General features: G+C 72.5%; 17 protein-coding genes. 11 read left to right on the top strand and 6 right to left on the bottom strand.

Features of this window, described 5'->3' with window-relative positions; translation table 11 throughout:
- The first annotated feature begins 69 nt into the window (after positions 1–69).
- Positions 70–705, top strand: coding sequence for a hypothetical protein (locus tag DEI94_RS01925; protein ID WP_111026969.1), 636 nt, complete (start codon positions 70–72; stop codon positions 703–705).
- Positions 705–1310 carry an FHA domain-containing protein gene (locus DEI94_RS01920; protein WP_111026970.1) on the top strand — a complete coding sequence of 202 codons (606 nt, stop codon included), beginning with the start codon at positions 705–707 and terminating at the stop codon, positions 1308–1310. The genes DEI94_RS01925 and DEI94_RS01920 overlap by 1 nt, the downstream gene beginning before the upstream one ends.
- 14 nt (positions 1311–1324) lie before the next feature.
- Here DEI94_RS01920 and DEI94_RS01915 read toward each other — a convergent pair whose 3' ends face one another.
- A complete protein-coding gene (locus tag DEI94_RS01915; RefSeq protein ID WP_111026971.1) occupies positions 1325–5767 on the bottom strand; it encodes an FtsK/SpoIIIE domain-containing protein in 4443 nt (1480 codons plus the stop codon).
- A gap of 179 nt (positions 5768–5946) precedes the next feature.
- Here DEI94_RS01915 and DEI94_RS01910 point away from each other — a divergent pair, with 179 nt between their 5' ends.
- The 7 genes from DEI94_RS01910 to DEI94_RS01880 all read left to right on the top strand — a co-directional run bounded on the left by DEI94_RS01910 (position 5947) and on the right by DEI94_RS01880 (position 11480).
- Positions 5947–6243: a WXG100 family type VII secretion target gene (locus DEI94_RS01910; protein ID WP_111009757.1), complete on the top strand. Its 297-nt coding sequence runs from the start codon at positions 5947–5949 to the stop codon at positions 6241–6243.
- 76 nt (positions 6244–6319) lie between these two features.
- A complete protein-coding gene (locus DEI94_RS01905; protein ID WP_111026972.1) occupies positions 6320–6646 on the top strand; it encodes a hypothetical protein in 327 nt (108 codons plus the stop codon).
- Positions 6647–6648: 2 nt separating this feature from the next.
- Positions 6649–8445, top strand: coding sequence for a WXG100 family type VII secretion target (locus DEI94_RS01900; RefSeq protein ID WP_111026973.1), 1797 nt, complete (start codon positions 6649–6651; stop codon positions 8443–8445).
- Positions 8442–9239: a hypothetical protein gene (locus DEI94_RS01895; protein WP_111026974.1), complete on the top strand. Its 798-nt coding sequence runs from the start codon at positions 8442–8444 to the stop codon at positions 9237–9239. The genes DEI94_RS01900 and DEI94_RS01895 overlap by 4 nt, the downstream gene beginning before the upstream one ends.
- 154 nt (positions 9240–9393) lie before the next feature.
- Positions 9394–10086 (top strand): hypothetical protein, encoded by a 693-nt coding sequence (locus DEI94_RS01890; RefSeq protein ID WP_181434595.1) that lies wholly within the window; start codon positions 9394–9396, stop codon positions 10084–10086.
- A 187-nt stretch (positions 10087–10273) separates the two neighbouring features.
- Complete coding sequence (locus DEI94_RS01885) at positions 10274–10936, top strand: pyridoxal 5'-phosphate synthase (RefSeq protein WP_181441826.1); 663 nt, start codon at positions 10274–10276, stop codon at positions 10934–10936.
- A gap of 19 nt (positions 10937–10955) precedes the next feature.
- Entirely contained in the window at positions 10956–11480 is a 525-nt protein-coding gene (locus tag DEI94_RS01880) for a GNAT family N-acetyltransferase (RefSeq protein ID WP_111026976.1), read from the top strand.
- Positions 11481–11515: 35 nt separating this feature from the next.
- Here the strand turns inward: DEI94_RS01880 and DEI94_RS01875 are convergent, their stop codons facing one another.
- Positions 11516–13984 (bottom strand): ATP-dependent helicase, encoded by a 2469-nt coding sequence (locus DEI94_RS01875; protein WP_111026977.1) that lies wholly within the window; start codon positions 13982–13984, stop codon positions 11516–11518.
- A gap of 91 nt (positions 13985–14075) precedes the next feature.
- Positions 14076–14684, bottom strand: coding sequence for a TetR/AcrR family transcriptional regulator (locus tag DEI94_RS01870; RefSeq protein WP_111009764.1), 609 nt, complete (start codon positions 14682–14684; stop codon positions 14076–14078).
- A 51-nt stretch (positions 14685–14735) separates the two neighbouring features.
- On the opposite strand from DEI94_RS01870, the gene DEI94_RS01865 reads away from it, so the two are divergent.
- Positions 14736–16202 (top strand): MFS transporter, encoded by a 1467-nt coding sequence (locus tag DEI94_RS01865; protein WP_111027001.1) that lies wholly within the window; start codon positions 14736–14738, stop codon positions 16200–16202.
- A gap of 10 nt (positions 16203–16212) precedes the next feature.
- Here the strand turns inward: DEI94_RS01865 and DEI94_RS01860 are convergent, their stop codons facing one another.
- Positions 16213–17247 (bottom strand): glycerophosphodiester phosphodiesterase family protein, encoded by a 1035-nt coding sequence (locus DEI94_RS01860; protein WP_111026978.1) that lies wholly within the window; start codon positions 17245–17247, stop codon positions 16213–16215.
- Positions 17248–17482: 235 nt separating this feature from the next.
- Between DEI94_RS01860 and DEI94_RS01855 the strand changes: the two genes are divergently transcribed.
- Positions 17483–18355 carry a Bax inhibitor-1/YccA family protein gene (locus DEI94_RS01855; RefSeq protein WP_111026979.1) on the top strand — a complete coding sequence of 291 codons (873 nt, stop codon included), beginning with the start codon at positions 17483–17485 and terminating at the stop codon, positions 18353–18355.
- Positions 18356–18547: 192 nt separating this feature from the next.
- Here the strand turns inward: DEI94_RS01855 and guaA are convergent, their stop codons facing one another.
- Both guaA and DEI94_RS01845 read right to left on the bottom strand, forming a co-directional pair.
- The gene (gene guaA, locus DEI94_RS01850) at positions 18548–20128 is read right to left on the bottom strand and encodes a glutamine-hydrolyzing GMP synthase (RefSeq protein WP_111009767.1); all 1581 of its coding nucleotides are present in this window, start codon (positions 20126–20128) and stop codon (positions 18548–18550) included.
- Positions 20125–20577 carry a DUF3817 domain-containing protein gene (locus DEI94_RS01845; RefSeq protein WP_111009768.1) on the bottom strand — a complete coding sequence of 151 codons (453 nt, stop codon included), beginning with the start codon at positions 20575–20577 and terminating at the stop codon, positions 20125–20127. Before DEI94_RS01845 ends, guaA begins: the two co-directional genes overlap by 4 nt.
- Positions 20578–20583: the final 6 nt, after the last annotated feature.

The raw sequence follows: 20583 nt of genomic DNA, 5'->3' as shown, positions 1-20583 counted from the left end.
TGAGCGTCAGGCGCTGAGCGTCAGGCGCTGAGCATCAGGCGCTGAGCCTCAGCCGCTACGGTGGTCGGCATGGGGGCCGACCACTTCGCCATCACCGTGCCGCGGACCTGGTTCGAGCTGCCGGTCCGACCCGAGCACCGCGACGACGCGATCAGCGCCCTCGTGCAGGAACGGGTCGGGGACCAGCCGACCCTGCGGGAGCACCGCACCGAGATCGTCCGGATCCTCCGACGGTTCGCCCGGTCCGCCTGGGACTCCGGCGCCCGGTACTGCGCCGCGTTCGCGGAACCGAGCGACGACGGGATCGTGTCCGGTGCGCTGACGGTCAGCATGCTCCCGGCACCCGGTGGGGACGATGATCCGCTCACGGCGCTGACCGACCGGGTCGCCACGCTGGCCGATCGGGACAGCGGTGACGACGAGGCTGCGCGCGCGCACGTCGACCTCCACGACCTCCCCCGCGTCGGGCGGGTCCCGCGGACCTGGGGCATCAGCCGGATCGTCGATCCGTCCGGGCACCGGTCGTTCCCCGTCGCGACGATGCAGACGTTCGTGCCGATGGACGACCAGGTGGCACTCGTCAGCGTCGCCTCACCCGCGGTGGACCTCGCCGAGGCGCTGTTCGACCTCTTCGAGGCGGTGACGGACACGTTCGAGCTCATCGACGCGGGCGCGAGCGGTGCCACGGATCGGGAGGCGCGGTGATGCGCCTCCGGTTCCGTCGCCGTCGTCGTCCGGTCACCGTCGTGCCCGAACGGGTCGCGCCCGACGACGTCACGCGCATGGCTGCGGACGGCCGACTCGCACGGGTCGTGACGACGCCACCGCCCGCGCCGCGGGCGAGTGCCGGACGAGTGCGGGACCTCCTCGCGGTGCTCCCGGAGCGGCCGCTCGGGCACACCGCGGCCACCGACGCCACGGCGCCGGCGCGGCCCGCCGCTGCCGTCGTCCTCGTGCTCGACGACGACCGACGCGTGCTCGTGCGTGGCCCCGGGGTCCTCGGACGCGACCCGTCGCTCCGTGCCGCCGGGATCGACGACGACACCGCGCACCGGATCGCGCTCGACGACCCGGATCGGTTGCTCAGCCGGACCCACCTGGCGTTCGGGTTCGGGGCCGAGGGCTCGTTCTGGGTCCTCGACGCGGACTCCGCCAACGGCGCCGAGCTGCACCGCCCGGGGTTCCCCTCCACGATGCTCTCGCGGGGCCAGCGCACCACGATCCGCCCGGACGACGTCGTCGTCTTCGGGGGTCACGTGCTCCGCACCGAGCCGGCGACCGCGCTCGTGCCCGAGACACCGCTCGACTGACGGCGCGCACGCGATCAGTCGCCCTCCGGCACCTGCACCACCCGGAGGACGCCGTCCGCGTCGTGCAGCAACCCCCGCCCGGGCATGCGGTCCTGACCCAGCGCGCTCTTGGTCAGGCGCGCACCGATCAGGTCGCCGTCGACGGTGCTCAGCGGGGCGAGGAGCAGGCCCCGTCGTGCCTTCTTGGCGTCCACCTGCCAGCCCCGGAACCCGCTCGCCACGCCCTCGACGTCACCGCCGAGCACGAGGCCGACGCGGCGCCCCCGCTCCGACGCCATGATCGCGCGGAACACCGGCTCGGCATCGGTCTCCTTGAGCAGCTCCGCGTCGTCGACGAGCACGAGGGTGAAGCCCTCCGCCCCCTCGACCGCCGCGGCGAGGTCGTCCGCGCGGAGTCCGGGATCGGTGAACACGGTGCACGGTGCGTGCTCGGCCGCGAGTGCGCGCAGCGGTGAGTCGCGCGGGACGACCGCGACGACGCTCCCGCCCGTGTCCAGGGCGTGTCGGGCCATCGCGACCAACGTCGTGCTCTTGCCCGAGCGGGCGCTCCCCGCGACGACGAACACCGCGGTGTCGTCGACGAAGTCGTGGGTGTGGAAGCGGAGCTCGTCGCCGCCCACACCGACCCCGATCCTCCCGGCGCGCGCATCGGCGACCGGCAGGTACCGGACCGCCTCGGAGCGCGTGATCCCCCGCGGAAGTGCGTCGACCCGGACCGGCCGGGGCGCGTCCGCGGCCACCAACGCTCGGACCTCGTCACCGATCCCGCGGAGGGCGTCGGCCTGCGCCCGCCCGGTGGCGCCACCGGGGAGCACGGCGATCTGGGTCTCGGTGGCCGTGGCGTTGCGGAACCCCCGACCGGGCGGGATGATCTCGGGCAACTTCTTGCCGTTCACGCCCTCGTACGCGTAGTCACCGCGGTCCGCCAGGGCGAGCAGGAGCTTCCGCTCGACCTGGCTCGACATGCGCCCGGCAGTGAGCGTCCGATCCCCGGTGACGACGAGGTGCACGCCGACGCCGACGCCCTCGCGCAGGAGCGTCTGGACGGCGTCGTGCAGTGCGCCGTTCTCGACCTCGGCCAGCGAGGACATGAAGCCCTCCCACTGGTCGAGCAGGACCACGACGTGGGGCATGGGGACCTCGTCGGCGGCGGGCGCGGCCTCGCGCTGCTCCGCGATGGACCCGTACCCGCCGCGGGCGAAGGCCGTCTGCCGGGTCCGGACGAGACCGAGCAGGGTGGTCAACAGCCGCGCGACACGTTCCGGCTCGTGTCGCTGCACCACGGCACCGCAGTGCGGGAGCGCGCCGACCGGCAGGAGGGCACCGTTGCCGCAGTCGATGCCGTAGAGGTGCACGTCCCCGACACCGAGCCGCAGGGCCATCGCGCCGGCGAGGGTCCGCAGCGCCTGACTGCGTCCGCTCCGCGGCGAGCCGATGACGAACAGGTGGCCGTCCTGGTCGAGGTCGAACACCAGGGGCCGCTGCTCCTGCCGGTCCGGGTGGTCCTCGAGCCCCCAGGCCACCGCGAGCGGCGCCGTCGCCGCGGACACGGCCTCCACGTCGGCCAGGGTCACGAGCGACGGCAACGGTGGGAGCCACGGCTTGCGCTGCTCGGGGACGCCGATCGCCATGGCCGCGTCGCCGACGGCCCGGACCAGCACGCTGAGGTCCGTGACCTCGACGTCGGCCAGGTCGGAGGCCGTCGCAGCGCGGCGCGGTGCCGGTTCGCTGAGGTCCGCGAAGCTCCGCTCGCGCACGAGCGGAGCGACGTCCGCGTCCTCGCCGACGCCCCCCGGACGGCGACCCCCGACGCGACCGGTCTGGAACGGCAGGAGCGACGCCGCGCCGAGCCGGACGTAGGCGCGTCCGGGCGTGGTCTTCGCGATCCGCGCCGCGTCGTTCGCCCCGATCACGTCCTGGCTCTCGGACTGGTCGGTCACCCGCAGCGCGATGCGGATGTTCGTGTTCGCCCGGATCTCGGGCGACACGACGCCGCCCGGCCGCTGGGTCGCGAGCACCAGGTGGATGCCCAGCGAGCGGCCCCGCTGCGCCACGTTCACCAGGCCCTTCACGAAGTCCGGGAGTTCGCGGGCGAGCGACGCGAACTCGTCGATCACGATGACCAGACGGGGCAAGGAGGGGACCGAGGCGTCACCCGCCGCCGCCCGTTTCGCGCGGAGGTCCTGGTGGTCCTCGAGGTCCTTGGCGCCGACCGCGGCCAGGGCGTGCTCGCGGCGGCGGAGCTCCGCCCCGAGCGACTCCAGCGCGCGCTCGACCTGGTGGGTGTCGAGGTCGGTCACCATCCCGACCGTGTGCGGCAGGTCGACGCAGTCCTTGAACGCCGCGCCGCCCTTGTAGTCGACGAGGACGAACACCATCTCGTCCGGGCGGTTCGCCACCGCGAGCGACGCCACCAGCGACTGCAGCAGTTCGGACTTGCCGGACCCCGTCGTGCCGGCGACGAGCCCATGCGGCCCGTCGCGGTGCAGGTCGATCGCGAAGGCGCCGTCGATGGACTCGCCGATCACGGCCGTCGTGCTGCGCCCGCCGAGCATCCAGCGCGCCTGGACGGCCTCGGACGTCGGCGGTTCGAGCGCGAGCACGTCCAGCAGGCGGGACGACGACGGCACCGCGCCGTCCTCGACGTCGGGGCTCGCGTCGACGATCGGCGACAACGACCGCGCCACCCACTCGAGCCAGTCCTGGTCCACCAGGTCCGGGCGGGCGTCGTCGATCCGCTCGCTCCGCTGCTGGCGGACGCGGAGGCGGCCGTCGCGGACGACGACCACGGCGTCGCACTCCTCCGGGAGCAGGCGCTCGTCGAGGTCGAGGCAGATGCTGAAGACGCCGACCGCCGGGCCCTCCTTGAGCACCTGGACGAGCGACGGCATGGCGCGGAGCCGGCGCGCGCCGTCCATGACGACCACGATCTGGCCGGCGTGCTGCGCCTGCCGACCGACCCGGACACCGGCCTCCTTCCGGGCGTCGATGGTGGCGGACAGCTCCGCGATGAGCCGTGCGGTACCGGCCGCGGTGGACGCGATGCTCGTGACCGGCTGGTCGGCGCCGTCGCGGCGGACGTGTGGGAGCCACGACATCCACTCCCACAGGCCCGTCCTGGTCGAGTCGGTGAGCAGCGCGAACGTCAGGTCCTTCGGGCTCTGCAGCGTCGCCAGTTGCGCGACCACCCAGTTCGCGATCCGGCGCGCGTCGTCCCCCGGGCCCGCGATCCCGAGCACGCCCCGCTCCGCGAGCTCGATCCGCACCGGGACGTCGCGAGCGTCCCAGGTGACCGTCCGCTTGTGCGAGAGCTGTTCGGGGTCCTCGAGCGTCACCTCGGACCGCTGCGTCGCGGTGCCGACGCGGACGAGCAGGTGGTCGGGGTCGGTCGGGCGGCGTTCCCAGAGGCGCGGGAGCGGCCCGACGGCGGTCTCGTACACGTCCGCGGGATCGGGCGCGCCGGCGATCCACCGCTCACGCTCACGTCGGAGGGACTCGGTCGCGTCCGCCTCGATCCGCGCCCGGGTGTCCTCGTACTCGGCCACCCGCTGCCGGTGGGTCTTCTTGCCCTGCCGTCGGCCCTGCAACCCGGTGATCACCATGACGAGGGGCGAGAGCAGGGCGACGAGCAGGTAGATCCAGCGGCCCGTCGTCGACACGAACATGACGGCCATGCCCATCGGGGCCAGGGCCATGAGGATCGGCAGGGCCCTGGCCGGCGGCTCGACCGGCGGCACCGGCAACTGGTACCGCGCGTGGTCGTCCGGCGGCAGGATGCGGGGTGGCCGGTTGTACTCCAGGGCCATGCCGTCCTCGGCGAGCGCGAGGTGCGCTCCGCGGCTCCGAGGGCGTCCGTACGCGAGCAAGGCCGACCCGATCGTGAGCTGCGCGTCCTCGTCCCATGTGGTCTCGGCCACCACGGGATCGCCGTCGAGCGCGGCACCCGCGTACCCGTTGACCGGGCGCACGGTCGCGCCGTCCGGACCGACGGAGACCAGGAGCGCGATGTCGGGCACGCCCTGGCCGCCGAGCGCCGCGGCGGCGTCCGCCAGGCCGTCGGCCTGGGTGGCGGCCTCCACGCGGAGCTGGGCCGCCGCCCCCGAGCCGATCGTGACGATCCCCGCGTCGGCCCGGACGACCGTGCCCGCGTGCGGTCCGGACACGATCCGGACCTCGCCGAGTGACAGCGCACGGACGGGAGGCGGTGGGACGGCCTCGGCGCTCCGGCTCACCACCACGCCGTCACGGACACCGGAGGCGGCGATCGACGCGTCGAGGTCCAACGGGCGCTCGCCCACGAAGTAGGTCGCCGGGCCGGTGGCGGACGTGACATCGGTCGCGAGCAGCCGCTCGGCCTCGGCCACGACCTCGCGGACCGCCCGCCCGGTGTCGCCGTCGACGTGGACGTTGGCCGTCTGCCCGCTGTCGCGGTCCACCATCGTGAACGTGAACGTCATCCTGCTCCCCCCTCGCCCCGCCATCGTGGCGGGCACCTCTGACAGCGGGACCCCTAGCACATGCGATTGCATGAACTGTGGAGAACCGCTGTGCGGCCGACGCGTCGATGGTAGTGTCGCGCCGTGGAACGCCCCGAACGGGGGGAAATACAGCATGACTCCGGGGAAAGGGAGCACCAGTGGCGAACATCAACGTGTCCTACGCGGACCTCGAGGCAGCGGCATCCGACCTCAAGGCGGGGCAAGCCGACATCGAGGACCGTCTGTCCGCGCTGCAGCGCAAGATCCAGCAGCTCATCTCCGACGGCTACGTCACCGACAAGTCGTCCGTGGCGTTCGGTGAGTCCTACGACGAGTTCAACCGGGGCGTCACGCAGACGGTGCAGGGCCTCGACGGGCTCTCGTCCTTCCTGACGAAGGCGTCGCAGACCCTGTCCGAGACCGACGAGTCGCTCGCATCGGGCCTCAAGGGCTGACATCGCTCCACGACCCGTGCGCCGTCCGCGGCGCACAGGTCGTCGGCGTATCCGCGCGACGGGGAGGGACATCGCCATGGCAGACCGACTGCTCGTCGACCTCATGGGTCTCGGCGAACTGGAACGGGACCTGACGACCGTGCACCGCACGCTGGAGCGTGCGCACAAGCAGGTCGACGCATCCGACGACGAGATCGGGTCGCGGGTCGTCCAGGGCGCGCTGCACGACTTCGACCACCGGTGGGAGGACAAGCGCCGGAAGATCACGGACTCGACCGCGGCCCTCGCCGCCATGCTCTCGACGTCCGAGCGCGCCTACCGCGAGACCGACGCCCACCTCGCTTCCGCCCTGCGGGTCGACGACCAGGCCGGTGGGTCCACCGACGCCGGATCGGCACGGTAGCCGTGTCCCGTCCCACGGGCTGGGCGGTCGTGGACCAGGGGTTCGACCCGGTCGCCGGTGACCCCACCGTCGTCCGCATGATGGCCCGTGAGTACCAGCGCATCTCGGAGGCCGCCGACGACGCGACCACGCGCCTCCGGTCCGTCCGCGGCTCGGGCTGGCTCACCGATTGGCGGGGTGAAGCCGCCGACGTCTTCGTCCGCGCGATCGAGGACACCCCCACGGACCTCGCGAAGCTCGTGCACTCGTACGCCGACGTCGCCACCGCGCTCCTCGGGTGGGCCGACGTCGTCGACCACACGCAGTACCGCGCCGACGGTGCCCTCGCCGACGCCAAGGACGCAGCCGGCGACCTCGACGCCGCCCGTCACCGGCTCGACGACGCCCAGGCGACCGCGGCGCACTACGCGGCGACGGCCTCCCGTCTCACCGCGCTCGCCGCCGCGCACCCCGCCGGCTCGCCGCCGCCCGCCGGCGCGGAGGTCCCGACCCCGGCGCAGCTGCGCGCCGCGTCCGACAACGCCGCCGTGGCATCCGACGGGGTGGACGCCGCACAGAGCTCCATCACCGCCGCGCAGTCCCGGATCGACGCCGCGAAGCGTCTGGTCGCCGAGGCCCGTGGCGACTGGGAGGACGGCGAACGTCGCACGGCGACCGCGATCGGCCACGCGGCCGACGCCGGTCTCGGCAAGCAGTCCGTCTGGGACGAGGTGTTCCAGTCCGAGGTCTGGAGCGACATCGTCTCCGTGGCCAAGGTCGTCGTGGCCGTGGGGGGCGTCATCGCGCTCATCGTCGGCGGTCCGATCGCCTGGATCGTCGCGGGTGTCGCGCTCCTCGTGCTCGCCGACACCGTCTACAAGATGACCAAGGGCCAGGCGGACGGGTGGGACCTCGCGTTCGCGGCCCTCGACTGCATCCCGATGGGCAAGGGGATCACCACCGCGGCCCGGGTCGGCGAGGAGTTCGCCAAGGGCGCGGGACTCGCGGGCGGGATCGCCTCCGCAGGCAGGCACGTCGGTTCCGAAGTGGTGAACACGGCGCGGTCGTTCACCGCGCTCCCGCACCTCGTCGCCAACGTGCGGCACGGGACGGCGCTCCGGTCGGTGGAGTCGCTCCGCGCGTTCGTCGTCGCGGGGCTCCCGGCCGGGGTGCGGGACGTGCGGAACGCGCGCGGCGCCTTCCGCGACGGCGTGGAGGCGTACTGGCGGTCCGACCTCCCCTCGGTCGCCGCTCGCGCCCGGCACTGGCAGGGCACAACGAGCGGTTGGAAGAGCGGCTACCCGGGGGTCGACCCGTGGCGCTCGGGTCGACCGACGTCCATCGTCGGTCAACGTCTGCAGGTGGTCGGGAACGGCGAGTTCTACGTGATGAGCGAGGGACCCGCACACGATCTCATCACGACTGGTGGTGACGCCGCGCAGTACGCGGCCAGCGTGCAGGTCGGAGTGCACGACGCGAGCGGCCCGTTCCAGACCTTCCGGCCGCAGGGCGAGACCTACCTGGTCACCCAGCCCCTGCCACACGCCGTCGGATCGGCAGTGGCCAATCCGCAGTACGGCGCAGGCGGCGCGAGCGAGGTCTTCATCCCAGGTGACCGCTCGTCGTGGGGCACGGCGTTCCAGTCGATCGACCGGCCTCTCATGGATCCTGCCAGTGTCCATCCCCTCCCCGGCACGCTCCGGATGGAGGAGTACGGCTCCGCACTCCGTTCCATGGGTGTCGGTGCTCGCGGCCTCGTCGTGGCGACGCCCTGGGACTACGCCGACGACCTCCGGCATCACGTCGTCGCTGCGCAGTGAGCCCCCGCGGGATCACGCGGGGCGGCGAAGAGATCCTGCCGCGCTCGGCGAGTTGGGCGACCCAGCCCGCCGGCGACGGCACGGGTCGGCTCGTCGTGCCGCCGTCGCCCGTCCCGATGTGGCCCGAGTACGGGCGGCTGCTCGGCCTCGTCAACTGGTACCAGGCGTCCGGGTACGAACTCCTCGAACACCGAGGGCCCGCGATGGAGCGAGGGAACGAGATCATCACTGACCGACGGATGACGCTGCTCGGTCCCGTGCCGACGCCCGCCGAGTTCGCGGCGCGGTGGGTGCTGCCGCCGGGGACCACGTACGAGGCCGTACCGACCCTCGGGCACGACGGTGACGGACTGCGGGTCCGCGACGGGCTCGAGGCTGGCGGCTCACGGTACGCCGTGGACCTCCGCTTCGCTCGTCCGGGCACGGAGACGGTCGCGACCGACACCGCCGATCCGGTCATGCGGCGTCCGATCCCGCTCCGTGACGCGCTCCGCGACCCCGCTGACCCGCAGGGCGGATGGGGCCGTCTCCCCGCACTGGTGGCTCAGCTCCGCGGTGCGGGCGCGCGCGTGCACTCCGCCTTCGGCCGCTACCGGCGCTTGTCCGGACTGGTCGAGCACTCGGCGGGCGCCCGGGTGTCGGGCCACCACGTCTGGTCGGAGCTGCTCGCGACGGCGGCACTGCCAGCCGGTGTCCTCGTCGAGGACTTCGGCGACGGCCACGGCATCGTGCGCGACTTCCCCCAACCGTTCCGCGCGGAGCGACCCCGATTCGCGTTGGTCCTCGAACCGTGAACCGGACGCCGACGTCACACGCGGAATCCCTTGCGGCCGGAACCGGTGACCGCAGTCGAAACGGGCAGCGCATCGCGGCCATGATGGAGTTCGACGGGGAGCCCGGGAGCCCGGTACCGCCTCCCTCGACCACCGACGACGACGGGATGACCCCATGCCCCTGACGCCTCCGCGGAACGCGCACCGCGACATGATGCTTCGCTCGAAGTACGGGTTCGCCGAGGCACAGGTCATCGTCCTCCGACACGAAGAGCAGGGTGTTCCGTTGGCGGTCAGCACGCCAGCGGGTGTCGCACTGGTGTTGGGGTTCACCGTGCCCGAGGACGCCCTCGCTCGCATCCCTGCGGGGACCCCTGCCCGGATGCTGTCGATCCCGGTGCACGAGCTCCTCCGTCGGATCCCCGACGAGTGGGGTCTCGTGGTGGACATCGACCGCCCCTTCCCGCAGGTCGTGCAGCCCGATGAGAAGGCGGCGCTGGTGAGCGCCAGTGGGCCGTTTCCCGTCGGCGCACAGGTCGCGCTCGATCGGGTGACGCGTCGGGATCGGCGGTTCATCGAGGCACTCCATGCGCACGCTCCCGCCACCGCAGAGACACCGCGCGTGTGGGTCTTCCGACATGCGGTCGAGTCCCTTCCGGAAGACCTGCTCGTGGTCGTCACCGCTCGCGATCAGGACGCCGCGCTGCGGTACGCCGAGGCGGTGTACGACGTGTCGTCGTCGCTGGGCGTGCCCGATCCCGTCACCACGACGTGGATCGACGAACTGCCCGTCGAGCACGCGATGTGGGTCAGGACGCAGGACCCCGTGTCGACCGCGCTCGGTGCGACGGATCCGACCACGACGTGAGCGCACGACGGTGGTGACGCCCACGGACAGCCCGCGCGGATCGAGCCGCGGGGGCCCGGAGGACCCGTCGCACCCATCGCGGATCACCGTCGGACCGGATGGCAGAAGAGACGGAGTCCGGCCCAGCACGCGCTCGAAGGCCCGTGGTCGTGATGCGCTCGCGCGCCCGCAGGAGCATCGTGGGCTCGTGACCACGGACCGCATCACCCGCGACGACACCGCCAGCTTCCCGGAGTTCGACGGCCTGACCGCCCACCCCGACCACCCGATGACGCTCGCGCGACGCTGGCTCGACGCCGCGACCGCCCGGGAGGTCCGCGAACCGCTCGCGATGACCCTCGCCACCGCGAGCCTCACGGGTGTGCTCAGCGCCCGGACCGTCGACGTCAAGGAGCTCGCCGACGAGGGGCTGCTGTTCGGCACGGGCACGGACACCCCCACGGGCGTCGAGCTCACGGCGAACCCGAACGCCGCCCTGCACGCCTACTGGCGCGAGACGGGGCAGCAGCTCCGGTTCGAGGGGCACGTCGTGCGCCTCGACGACGCCGCGGCCGACGCCCTGTTCGCGGCGCGCTCCCCGAAGTCCCGGGCCGCGACCGCGGCGTCCCACCAGTCCGCGGCGTTCCCCGCCGAACACGACCCGCGGTCGGTCGTCGACGACCTGATCGCGCACGCCAACGCGCTGCTCGACGAGCACGGCGACGACGTGCCCCGACCACCCGCATGGGCCGCGTACCGCCTCGTGCCGGACGTGGCGGAGTTCTGGCTCAGCGCGCGCGACCGCGTGTACCGGCGCCTGCGTTACCGGAGCGCTGAGGGCTCCTGGCGGGTCGACCGACTGCAGCCCTGACCGGTCCTACCCTGAGGACATGGCACACCGCGCCGTCGTCCGCACCGCCACCGCCGCGGACGCCCGCGGCATCGCGACGGTCCACGCCGTGTCGTGGCGCGAGACGTACGCGCACCTCGTCGACGGGGAGGACCATCCCGCCTTCCAGATCGAGCCGCGCGTCGCGCGGTGGGAACAGAACCTCGCCGCCGGGTCCTTCGGCACGGTGGTCGCGGTCGTCGACGACCGGGTGATCGGCTTCGCCACGACCGCTGACCCCGACGACCCCGACGGGGACGAGCAGCCGACCAGCCCTGCCGCCGACGACCGCCCCGACGCGCACCGCCCCACCGAACTGACCATGCTCTACGTCCTCGCCGCCGCGCACGGCACCGGGATCGGCCAGGCGCTCCTCGACGTGGCGCTCGCGGACCGGCCGGCGTCGCTGTGGGTCGCGGCCGACAACCCGCGGGCGCAGGCCTTCTACCGGCGCAACGGGTTCAGGACCGACGGCACCACCGGCGCGTTCCCGCCGATCGGCGCGACCGTCCGCATGGTGCGCTGAGCAAGACGGGAGGCCGACCCGGCTCCCGCGGATCGTCAGAGCTTCTCGATCGGCGCGATCTTGATGAGGAGCTTCTTGCGCCCGGCTGTGTCGAACTGGACCTCGGCGATCCGCTTCGCCCCGTTCCCGGTGACCGCGGTGACGCGTCCCTCGCCGAAGTCGACGTGCGAGATCCGGTCCCCCGGCGCGAGCTCCATGTCGCCGTTGTCGCGCACCTGCCCCGAGACGCTGTTCGACCACTCGGTCTTCGGGCGGGTCTTCGCCGCGGCCGTGGCCCGGTCGAAGCTGCCGCCCGCGAACCCGCCGCCGCGTCCGCGCCAGCCCGCGCCGCCGCCCGGTCCGACGCCGCCCTCGCGCCGGGCGTTCAGGGCGCGGGGTTGCGTGCCACCGCGGCTGTTCGCCATGCCCGGTGACTGCTTCCACTCGATGAGCCCGTCCGGGATCTCCTGGAGGAACCGCGAGGGCATGGCCACGTTGACGTCACCGAACTGCGCGCGCGTCATCGCGAGCGAGAGGAACAGGTGCTTCCGAGCGCGGGTGATGCCCACGTAGAACAGACGGCGTTCCTCGGCCGGGCCACCGGGCTCGCCGGCGGACATGCGGTGCGGGAGCAGGTCCTCCTCGATGCCGGTGAGGAACACCGCGTCGTACTCGAGCCCCTTCGCGGTGTGCAGCGTCATGAGCGAGACGGTGCCCGAGGAGTCGTCGAGCTCGTCGGCCGCGGCGACCAGGGAGACCTCGGTCAGGAAGTCCGAGAGCGTGCCGTCGGGGTTGTTCTTCTGGAACTCCCGCGTGACCGCCACGAGCTCGTCGATGTTGTCGGCGCGGGCGGCGTCCTGGGCGTCCGGCGACATCCGGAGCACCTCGAGCAGCTTCGAGCCGTCGAGCAGCTGCGTCAGGGTGTCGACCACGGGCTGCGTCGGGGCCTTCTCGGCGACGGCGTCGAGCAGCGCCGCGAAGTCGGTGATCGCCGTGCGGACCTTCGGCCCGAACCCGAGTTCGTCGGCGTGCCGGAGGGCCTCGCGCAGGGAGACCTCGTGCTGGTCGGCGTACCGCTGCAGGGCCGTCTCGGTGACGGCGCCGATGCCGCGCTTCGGGACGTTGAGGATCCGGCGCAGCGAGAGCGGGTCCGCGGGGTTCGCGACGGTGATCAGGTACGCCATGGCGTCCTTGATCTCGGCACGCTCGTAGAACTTCGTACCGCCGAGCACCCGGTACGGGATCGCCGCGCGGATGAAGATCTCCTCGAGTGCACGGGTCTGGGAGTTCGTCCGGTAGAACACCGCCATGTCGCGGTAGTCCATGTGCTCGTCGTCGTGCAGCCGCTGGATCTCGTCCGCGACGAACTGGGCCTCGTCGTGCCCCGTGTAACCCGTGAAGCCCGTGATCTTCTCGCCGGCCCCGACGTCCGTGAACAGGTTCTTGGCCTGCCGGTCGAAGTTGTTCGCGATCACGGCGTTGGCGGCGTCGAGGATGTTCTGCGTCGACCGGTAGTTCTGCTCGAGCAGGATCACCCGGCTGTTCGGGAAGTCCCGCTCGAACTCGACGATGTTCCGGATGTCCGCCCCGCGGAAGGCGTAGATCGACTGGTCGGAGTCGCCGACCACGGTGAGCGACGCCGGCGCGATCGACCCGTCGGGCTCCCGCATGCGGTCGACGTGCTGCCCCGATGCCTCGAGCGCGTCGACCTGCTCGGGTGCGACCGGCCGTGTGAGCTCGCGGATCAGGGCGTACTGGGCGTGGTTCGTGTCCTGGTACTCGTCGACGAGCACGTGCCGGAAGCGCCGCTGGTAGAGCGCGGCGACGTCGGGGAACGCCCGGAACAGGAACACCGTCTGCCCGATGAGGTCGTCGAAGTCGAACGCGTTCGCCCGCCGGAGCTCGCGTGAGTACTGCCGGAACACCTCGAGGAACATGACCTCTTGCGGGTCGTTCGTGTTGATGTCGCGGGCGTAGGACTCGACGTCCTGCAGCTCGTTCTTGAGCTTCGAGATCTTGTTGGCGGCGGCGCCGACCGTCAGCCCGAGCGCGTCGGCCTCGAGGTCCTTGAGGATCCGCTTGAGCAGTGCGCGCGAGTCCGCGGAGTCGTAGATCGTGAACGACGACGTGAACCCGAACCGCTCGGACTCGCGTCGGAGGATGCGCACGCACGCCGAGTGGAACGTCGAGATCCACATGCCCTCGGCCGCCCCGCCGACGAGCGCCTGGACACGCTCGCGCATCTCGGCCGCGGCCTTGTTCGTGAACGTGATCGCCAGGATCTGACTCGGCCAGGCCTCGCGGTTGGCCAGGAGGAGCGCGATGCGCCGGGTGAGCACACTCGTCTTGCCGGATCCCGCGCCCGCCACGATGAGGAGGGACTCGCCGCGGTACTCGACCGCGGCCTTCTGCTGCGGGTTGAGGCCGGCGGTGAAGGGGTCGTCGTAGGTGGCGGTGCCGCTGCGCGCGGGTCGACCCGCCCCGTCGTCGGGAGCGGAGTCGAAGGGGTCGAGCACGATCGTCATGACCGGGTCAGTCTAGGCGCGACCACGGACACCGCCACCGGACCGACGCCCGACCGCGGCCCGCATCCGGGCCTCCCGCGGCGCCGGGAGCTCAGCGGGCGAGACCGTCCCGGAGCGCGTCGAACAGCCGCCCCAACCGCGCCCGGTGGTCGTCGACGAGGGCGTCGGCCGGGGTCCCCGCGATCACGTGACGCGCGGTGACCACGAGGACGGTGGCGTAGCCCGCCACGACGAAGGCCGCGAGCAGGGTCGGATCACCGTCGGACGACCCGTCCTCCCGGACCGCGTCCTCGAGGGTCCGCTGCAGTTCCGCGCCGATCTCGCGCGCCCGGGCGACGAGGGCCGAGGACTCCGCCACGGTCCGGAAGAACGGACCGGACCGGTCGTCGAGCCCAGACAGGGGATGCCGTTCGTCGACGAGCCGCAGGGCCACGGCGTGCAGTGCAGCCAGGACGTCGGTGCCGGCGGGACGCGACCGCACCGCCGCACGGAGCAGCTCGGCGGCGTCGAGCGAGCGGTCGAGGAACAGGTCCTCCTTCCGCGGGAAGTGGTTGAAGACGGTGACGCTGGACACGCCGGCGGCCCGCGCGACCTCCGCGACGGTCACGGCGTCGAAACCGCGTTCGTGGAACAGGCCGGACGCGATCGCGGCGATCCTGGCTCGCGTCTCGGGTCCACCGCGCGCTGTGGTCCGTGGCATCGTTCCTCCACTTGCTCGTGTAACTACACTTACTCACATAAGGTCATGGTCATGTCCGACCCGACCACCAGCGCCATCGTCCCGGGCGCGCGATCCACCCGGCGCGCGCCCACCTCGCTCCGACAGGCGTGGCCCGCCCTGCTCGGCCTGTCGGCCGTGTTCCTGTTCGAGATGCTCGACAACGCGATCCTCAACGTCGCACTCCCCACGATCGGCCGGGATCTGCACACGACGACGACGGGGCTGCAGTGGGTGACCGGCTCCTACGCCGTCGTGTTCGGCGGGTCGATGCTCGTGTTCGGGGCGATCGCCGACCGGTTCGGGCGGCGGCGCGTCATGCTCGTCGGGCTCGTCCTGCTCGCCGTGACGAGTCTCGCGACCGCAGGCGTCGGCTCGACCGGCGAGCTCATCGCGGTCCGGGTCGCGATGGGGGTCGCCGCCGCGATGACCACGCCGGGCTCGATGGCGCTGGCGTTCCGGCTCTTCGACCGCGACGACCTCCGCGTCCGCGCGACCACCCTGATCTCGACGGTCGGACTCGTGGGGCTCGCGATCGGACCGACCGTCGGCGGGTTCGTCCTCGCGGTCGCGCCGTGGCAGGTCCTCCTGCTCGTGAACGCCCCGATCGCGGTGCTGGCGATCATCGGGGTCAGCCGGGGCGTGGCCCTCGACGAGCCCGAGGAGCTCCACCCCGCGCCGATCGACGTCCTCGGCGCGGCGCTCGGCACGGCGACGATCGTTCTCGGCCTCGTCGCGCCGACGCTCTTCGTCGACCGTGGTGCGCAGGACGGCGCGCCGTGGGCCGCGAGCCTCGCCGCCCTCGTGGCCGCGGCGCTCTTCGTGCTCCGCGAACGCACCGCGCGGCACCCCCTGCTCGACCTCGCCCTGGTCGCCCTGCCCCGCGTCTCGAGCGGACTCGCGTTCAAGGCCGCCGCCGGACTCGCCACCGCCGGGCTCGGGTACCTCGTGACCCTGCAGTTCCAGCTGGACTGGGGTTGGGCACCGGCACTGGCCGCCGTCGGCATGCTCCCGCAGGTCGCCGTCCTCGTCGCGGGCGGCCCGTTCGTCGGCCGGTTCGTCGACCGCGTCGGGATCGACCACGCGGCGTGGTCCAGCGCCGCCGCGGTGGTGGCCGGTCTCGCCGTGTACGGAGTGCTCGGGCGCTTCGGCTACCCCTGGGTCGCCGTCGCGCTCGTGCTCGAGGCGGCCGGCATGCGCGTCGTCGGGGTCGTCGCGGGCGTGAACGTCCTCCGCGGCCTGCCGTCGGCGCGCACGACGATCGGTGCCGCGCTCGTCGACACGGCCACCGAGGTCGCGTCCGGCGTCGGTCTCGCCGTCACGGGGACCGTCCTCGCCGCGTCCGCCGTCGGTCGGCTCACCGCGGGCGGGTGGACCGCCGCACAGACCGCGGGGTTCCGGGAGGCCGTGACCACCGGGTCCCTCGTCCTCACCGTCGTCGCCGCGGCACTCGTCGCCTGGGGGATCGCCCGCGGCCGACGTGCCGTGCCGCTCGACTGAGCGGGAGCGCTCAGGGCAGCATCGACCGTGCGGCGAGCGCGAGGTCCGGCTGGTCCGCGAACACGCCGTCCACGCCCGTGCGCATCACCGAGGTGAACCAACGGGCCCAGTCCCCGTGCGCCGCGAGGTCGCCGTCGCGCCGGAGTGGCGCGGGGAGGAACCGGTTCTCCGCGCGGAGCGTCCAGGTGAACACCGTCAACCCGGCGGCGTGGGCCCGCTCGACCACGCCGCTGCGGACCTCCCGGTCGTCGCCCACGGCGACCGAGTCGACACCCGCCATCAGGGTCGACAGGTCCACGCTGATGCCGTCGAAGCGCGACGCGAGCCCGGCCAGGCCGGCGTCGGTGCGCTCCGCGGCGTAGGTCGGGGCGGCGGAGCCGTGCCGCGCGCGCTCGTCGGCCGCCGCGCCCCGCCGCTCCATGAGGTAGACGGAGCGACCGCCCGTTCCCCGGGCCCTCAGGTCGAGGAGCACCTGCTTCTCGAAGCTCTCGAACGTGAGGCGCGGATCGGACCGCCACCCGGCCTCCCCGAGGACGGCGTCGACGAGTTCGTCGAGGGGCAACCCCTGCTCGGCGAAGAACGTGGCGTGCTTGACCTCGGCCACGAGCCCGACGGGGCGCGGTGCGGCGTCGAGCAGTGCGAGGAGGTCCTCGAAGCGGAGGATCCCCCCGCTGCCGTCGTACGCCGCGCTCGCCGGCCGCAGGGCGGGGAGGCGCTCACGCACGCGGAGGGTGCGCAGCTCCTCCCACGTGAGGTCCTCGGTGAACCAGCCGGTGACGCGCTGACCGTCGACGCGCTTCGTGGTGCGCCGGTCGCGGAACTCCGGTCGGGACGCGATGTCGGTCGTGCCCGAGATCTCGTTCTCGTGACGCAGGACGAGCACACCGTCCCGGCTCACGACGAGATCCGGCTCGATCGCGTCCGCGCCGAGCGTCACCGCCAGGTCGTAGGCCGCGCGGGAATGCTCGGGACGGTGCCCGGAGGCGCCCCGGTGGGCGATGACGCGGGGCTGTGGAGACGCCGTGCACGCGTGCTCGTCGGGCATGCGCACGAGCGTACGGGCGTTCTCCCAGAGGACGGCGACAGGATCGCGAGCACATCGGTGATGGCATCCCGTCACCACCAGGAGGCCCGCAGTCCGCTCATCGCGAATCCCCAGCCAGGCGCCGTCGAACGACCCTAGGCTGAGAGAACACGGATGTTCGCACCCGCGACGCTCCCCGACAGCCGGACCACACCCGGCCGCAGAGCACCCAGAGAACAGGAACAACGAGGACACCATGGCGTTCAAGCCCGGTTTCGACCAGTCCCCCGCCTTCAACGACGCGGGCCGCAACGCATGGGGCAACGGTGCCTACGGCGCCGGCGCCCCCTCCGGCCAGGCCCCGTACGGACAACAGGCCCCATACGGCCGGGCCGGCGGCCAGCCGCTCACGCCCGAGCAGCTCCAGTACATGTACGACCGCCCGGCGGCCGGCCCGGTCGAGACCGACCGCATGAGCTACGAGGACACGATCGTCAAGACGCTCGTGGCCTTCGGTGTGCTCGTCGTCGGCGCGGTCATCGGGTGGATGGTCCCGGCGCTCATGATCGTCGGCGTCATCGGGGGCTTCGTGCTCGCGCTCGTCAACACGTTCAAGCGCAGGCCCTCACCCGCCCTCGTCCTCACCTACGCGGGGCTCGAAGGCCTCTTCGTCGGCGGGATCTCGCAGGTCTTCAACACCCAGTGGGACGGCATCGTCGCCCAGGCGGTGTTCGGCACGCTCGGCGTCTTCGCCGTGACGCTCCTGCTCTTCACGTCCGGCAAGGTCCGTGCGACCCCGAAGGCCACGCGGTTCTTCCTCGTCGCGATGCTCGGGTACCTCGCGTTCTCGCTCGTGAACCTCGTCCTCATGTGGACGGGTGTCACGCACAGCGCGTTCGGTCTGCTGAACGTGACGCTGTTCGGCATCCCGCTGGGTGTGCTCATCGGCATCCTCGTGGTGCTCATGGCCGCGTACTCGCTCGTGCTCGACTTCGACCAGATCAAGACCGGCGTCGAGCGTGGCGCCCCGCGCATCTACGGCTGGACCGCCGCGTTCGGACTCATCGTCACGCTGGTCTGGCTGTACCTCGAGATCCTGCGCATCCTCGCCATCCTGCGGAACAACTAGGCCCGCCCGGACCTCGTCCCCGCACCCCGGACCGAGCCCCGCCGACGCGTCCCCGTCGGCGGGGCTCTTCCGTGTCCGGGCGCCGTCGCGGAGCGGGAAGTGCGCGCACGGACGACAAGTGCGCATGCGGGCGCATGCGCACTTGTCGTCAGCGTGAGCAGACCGGCCCCGGGGCCCCTGGCCCGGCGACCCCTACTCCCACTCGATGGTGCCCGGCGGCTTCGACGTGACGTCGAGCACGACGCGGTTGACGTCGCGCACCTCGTTCGTGATCCGGTTCGAGATCCGCGCGAGGACGTCGTACGGCAGGCGCGTCCAGTCCGCCGTCATGGCGTCCTCCGAGGAGACGGGGCGCAGCACGATCGGGTGCCCGTAGGTCCGCCCGTCGCCCTGCACGCCGACCGACCGGACGTCGGCGAGCAGCACCACGGGGCACTGCCAGATCTCCTGGTCGAGGCCCGCCGCGGTGAGTTCGGCGCGGACGATCGCGTCCGCCGCACGGAGCAGGTCGAGGCGGTCCTTCGTGACCTCGCCGACGATGCGGATGCCGAGGCCCGGGCCGGGGAACGGCTGCCGCCCGACGATGACCTCGGGCAGGCCGAGTTCGCGGCCGATCGCCCGGACCTCGTCCTTGAACAGGGTCCGGAGCGGCTCGACGAGCGCGAACGTCATGTCCTCGGGCAGGCCGCCGACGTTGTGGTGCGACTTGATGTTCGCGGTGCCCGTCCCGCCGCCGGACTCGACGACGTCGGGGTAGAGCGTGCCCTGCACGAGGAACCTGACCTCGCCCGCGTCGTCGTCCGCCTTCGCCTCGAGCACCAGGGCCTCGGCCGCGGACTCGAACGTCCGGATGAACTCGCGCCCGATGATCTTGCGCTTCTGCTCCGGGTCGGACACACCGGCGAGCGCGTCGAGGAACTGCTGCTCGGCGTCGATCGTGACGAGCCGGACGCCGGTCGAGGCGACGTAGTCCTCTTCCACCTGCTTCCGCTCGTCGGCGCGCAGCAGGCCGTGGTCGACGAAGACGCAGGTGAGCTGATCGCCCACGGCCTTCTGCACGAGCGCGGCGGCGACGGCGGAGTCGACACCGCCCGACAGACCGGCGATGACCCGCGCCGAGCCGACCTGCTCGCGGATCCGCTCGACCTGCTCGGCGATGACGTTGCCGGCGTTCCAGTCACCCGGCAGGCCCGCCGCCTTGTGCAGGAAGTTCTCGATGACCCGCTGGCCCTCGGCGGAGTGCTTGACCTCGGGGTGCCACTGCACGCCGTAGAGCTTGCGCTCGTCGGACCCGAAGGCCGCGACCGGGGTCGAGGAGCTCGACGCGAGGACCTCGAAGCCCTCGGGCGCGGTGCGCACGGAGTCGCCGTGGCTCATCCAGGCGGTCTGCGCCGCGGGCTGGCCGCCGAGCAGCGTGCCGCCGTCACCGACGAGCTCGACGTCGGTGGCCCCGTACTCGCGGAGGCCGGTGTTCGCGACCTCGCCGCCGAGTGACTTCGCCATCACCTGGAAGCCGTAGCAGATGCCGAGGACGGGCACACCGAGCTCCAGGATGCCCTCGTCGAGGTCGGGCGAGCCGGCCTCGTAGACACTGGACGGCCCTCCCGACAGGACGATCGCGGCGGGGTCCTTCGCCTTGATCTCGTCGGCCGTGACGGTGTGCGGCACGATCTCGCTGTAGACGTTCGCCTCGCGCACGCGACGGGCGATGAGCTGCGCGTACTGGGCGCCGAAGTCGACGACGAGGACGGGACGCTGGTCGGTCTCGCTCACCGAGCGGCCTCCTTCTGGCGCGCCTGCTGGTGCTGCGCGACGAGTTCGTGGTGGGTCGCCAGCGCGATGCCCGCCATGCGGTGCTCCACGAAGAACGACAGGAACGGGACGACACCGCCGAGGGCGATGAGCAGGAAGCGCAGCGGCTTCCAGCGCATGATGCTCCACAGGCGGAAGTCGGCGAAGAGGTAGAGCACGTACAGCCAGCCGTGCGCGATGAGGATCCCGATCGACAGGTCGAACGTGCCGGGGGCCTTGCCCGAGGTGCCCTCGGGCACGAAGAAGCCGTTGCCGCCCAGCTGCATCTCGGTGTGCATCGGCGTGTACTTGAGGACCATCTCGAGCACGAGCAGCAGGAGCATGACACCCGTGATGTACGCGGAGACCCGGTACAGGCGGACCGCCCCCGGGATCTTGCGGATGTCACGCGTGCGGACGGTCAGGGCCATGGACCG

It is taken from the genome of Curtobacterium sp. MCBD17_040 (genome assembly GCF_003234805.2).
In the GTDB taxonomy this organism is placed as follows: Bacteria; Actinomycetota; Actinomycetes; order Actinomycetales; family Microbacteriaceae; genus Curtobacterium.
This window is presented reverse-complemented; position numbering and strand designations above follow the sequence as displayed.

Coding starts and splice junctions, on each gene's coding strand:
- DEI94_RS01880 (WP_111026976.1), top strand. CDS start 10,956: ATGGCACACCGCGCCGTCGTCCGCACCGCCACCGCCGCGGACGCCCGC.
- DEI94_RS01865 (WP_111027001.1), top strand. CDS start 14,736: ATGTCCGACCCGACCACCAGCGCCATCGTCCCGGGCGCGCGATCCACC.
- DEI94_RS01870 (WP_111009764.1), bottom strand. CDS start 14,684: ATGCCACGGACCACAGCGCGCGGTGGACCCGAGACGCGAGCCAGGATC.
- DEI94_RS01905 (WP_111026972.1), top strand. CDS start 6,320: ATGGCAGACCGACTGCTCGTCGACCTCATGGGTCTCGGCGAACTGGAA.
- DEI94_RS01925 (WP_111026969.1), top strand. CDS start 70: ATGGGGGCCGACCACTTCGCCATCACCGTGCCGCGGACCTGGTTCGAG.
- DEI94_RS01855 (WP_111026979.1), top strand. CDS start 17,483: ATGGCGTTCAAGCCCGGTTTCGACCAGTCCCCCGCCTTCAACGACGCG.
- DEI94_RS01920 (WP_111026970.1), top strand. CDS start 705: ATGCGCCTCCGGTTCCGTCGCCGTCGTCGTCCGGTCACCGTCGTGCCC.
- DEI94_RS01890 (WP_181434595.1), top strand. CDS start 9,394: ATGCCCCTGACGCCTCCGCGGAACGCGCACCGCGACATGATGCTTCGC.
- DEI94_RS01875 (WP_111026977.1), bottom strand. CDS start 13,984: ATGACGATCGTGCTCGACCCCTTCGACTCCGCTCCCGACGACGGGGCG.
- DEI94_RS01915 (WP_111026971.1), bottom strand. CDS start 5,767: ATGACGTTCACGTTCACGATGGTGGACCGCGACAGCGGGCAGACGGCC.
- DEI94_RS01860 (WP_111026978.1), bottom strand. CDS start 17,247: ATGCCCGACGAGCACGCGTGCACGGCGTCTCCACAGCCCCGCGTCATC.
- DEI94_RS01845 (WP_111009768.1), bottom strand. CDS start 20,577: ATGGCCCTGACCGTCCGCACGCGTGACATCCGCAAGATCCCGGGGGCG.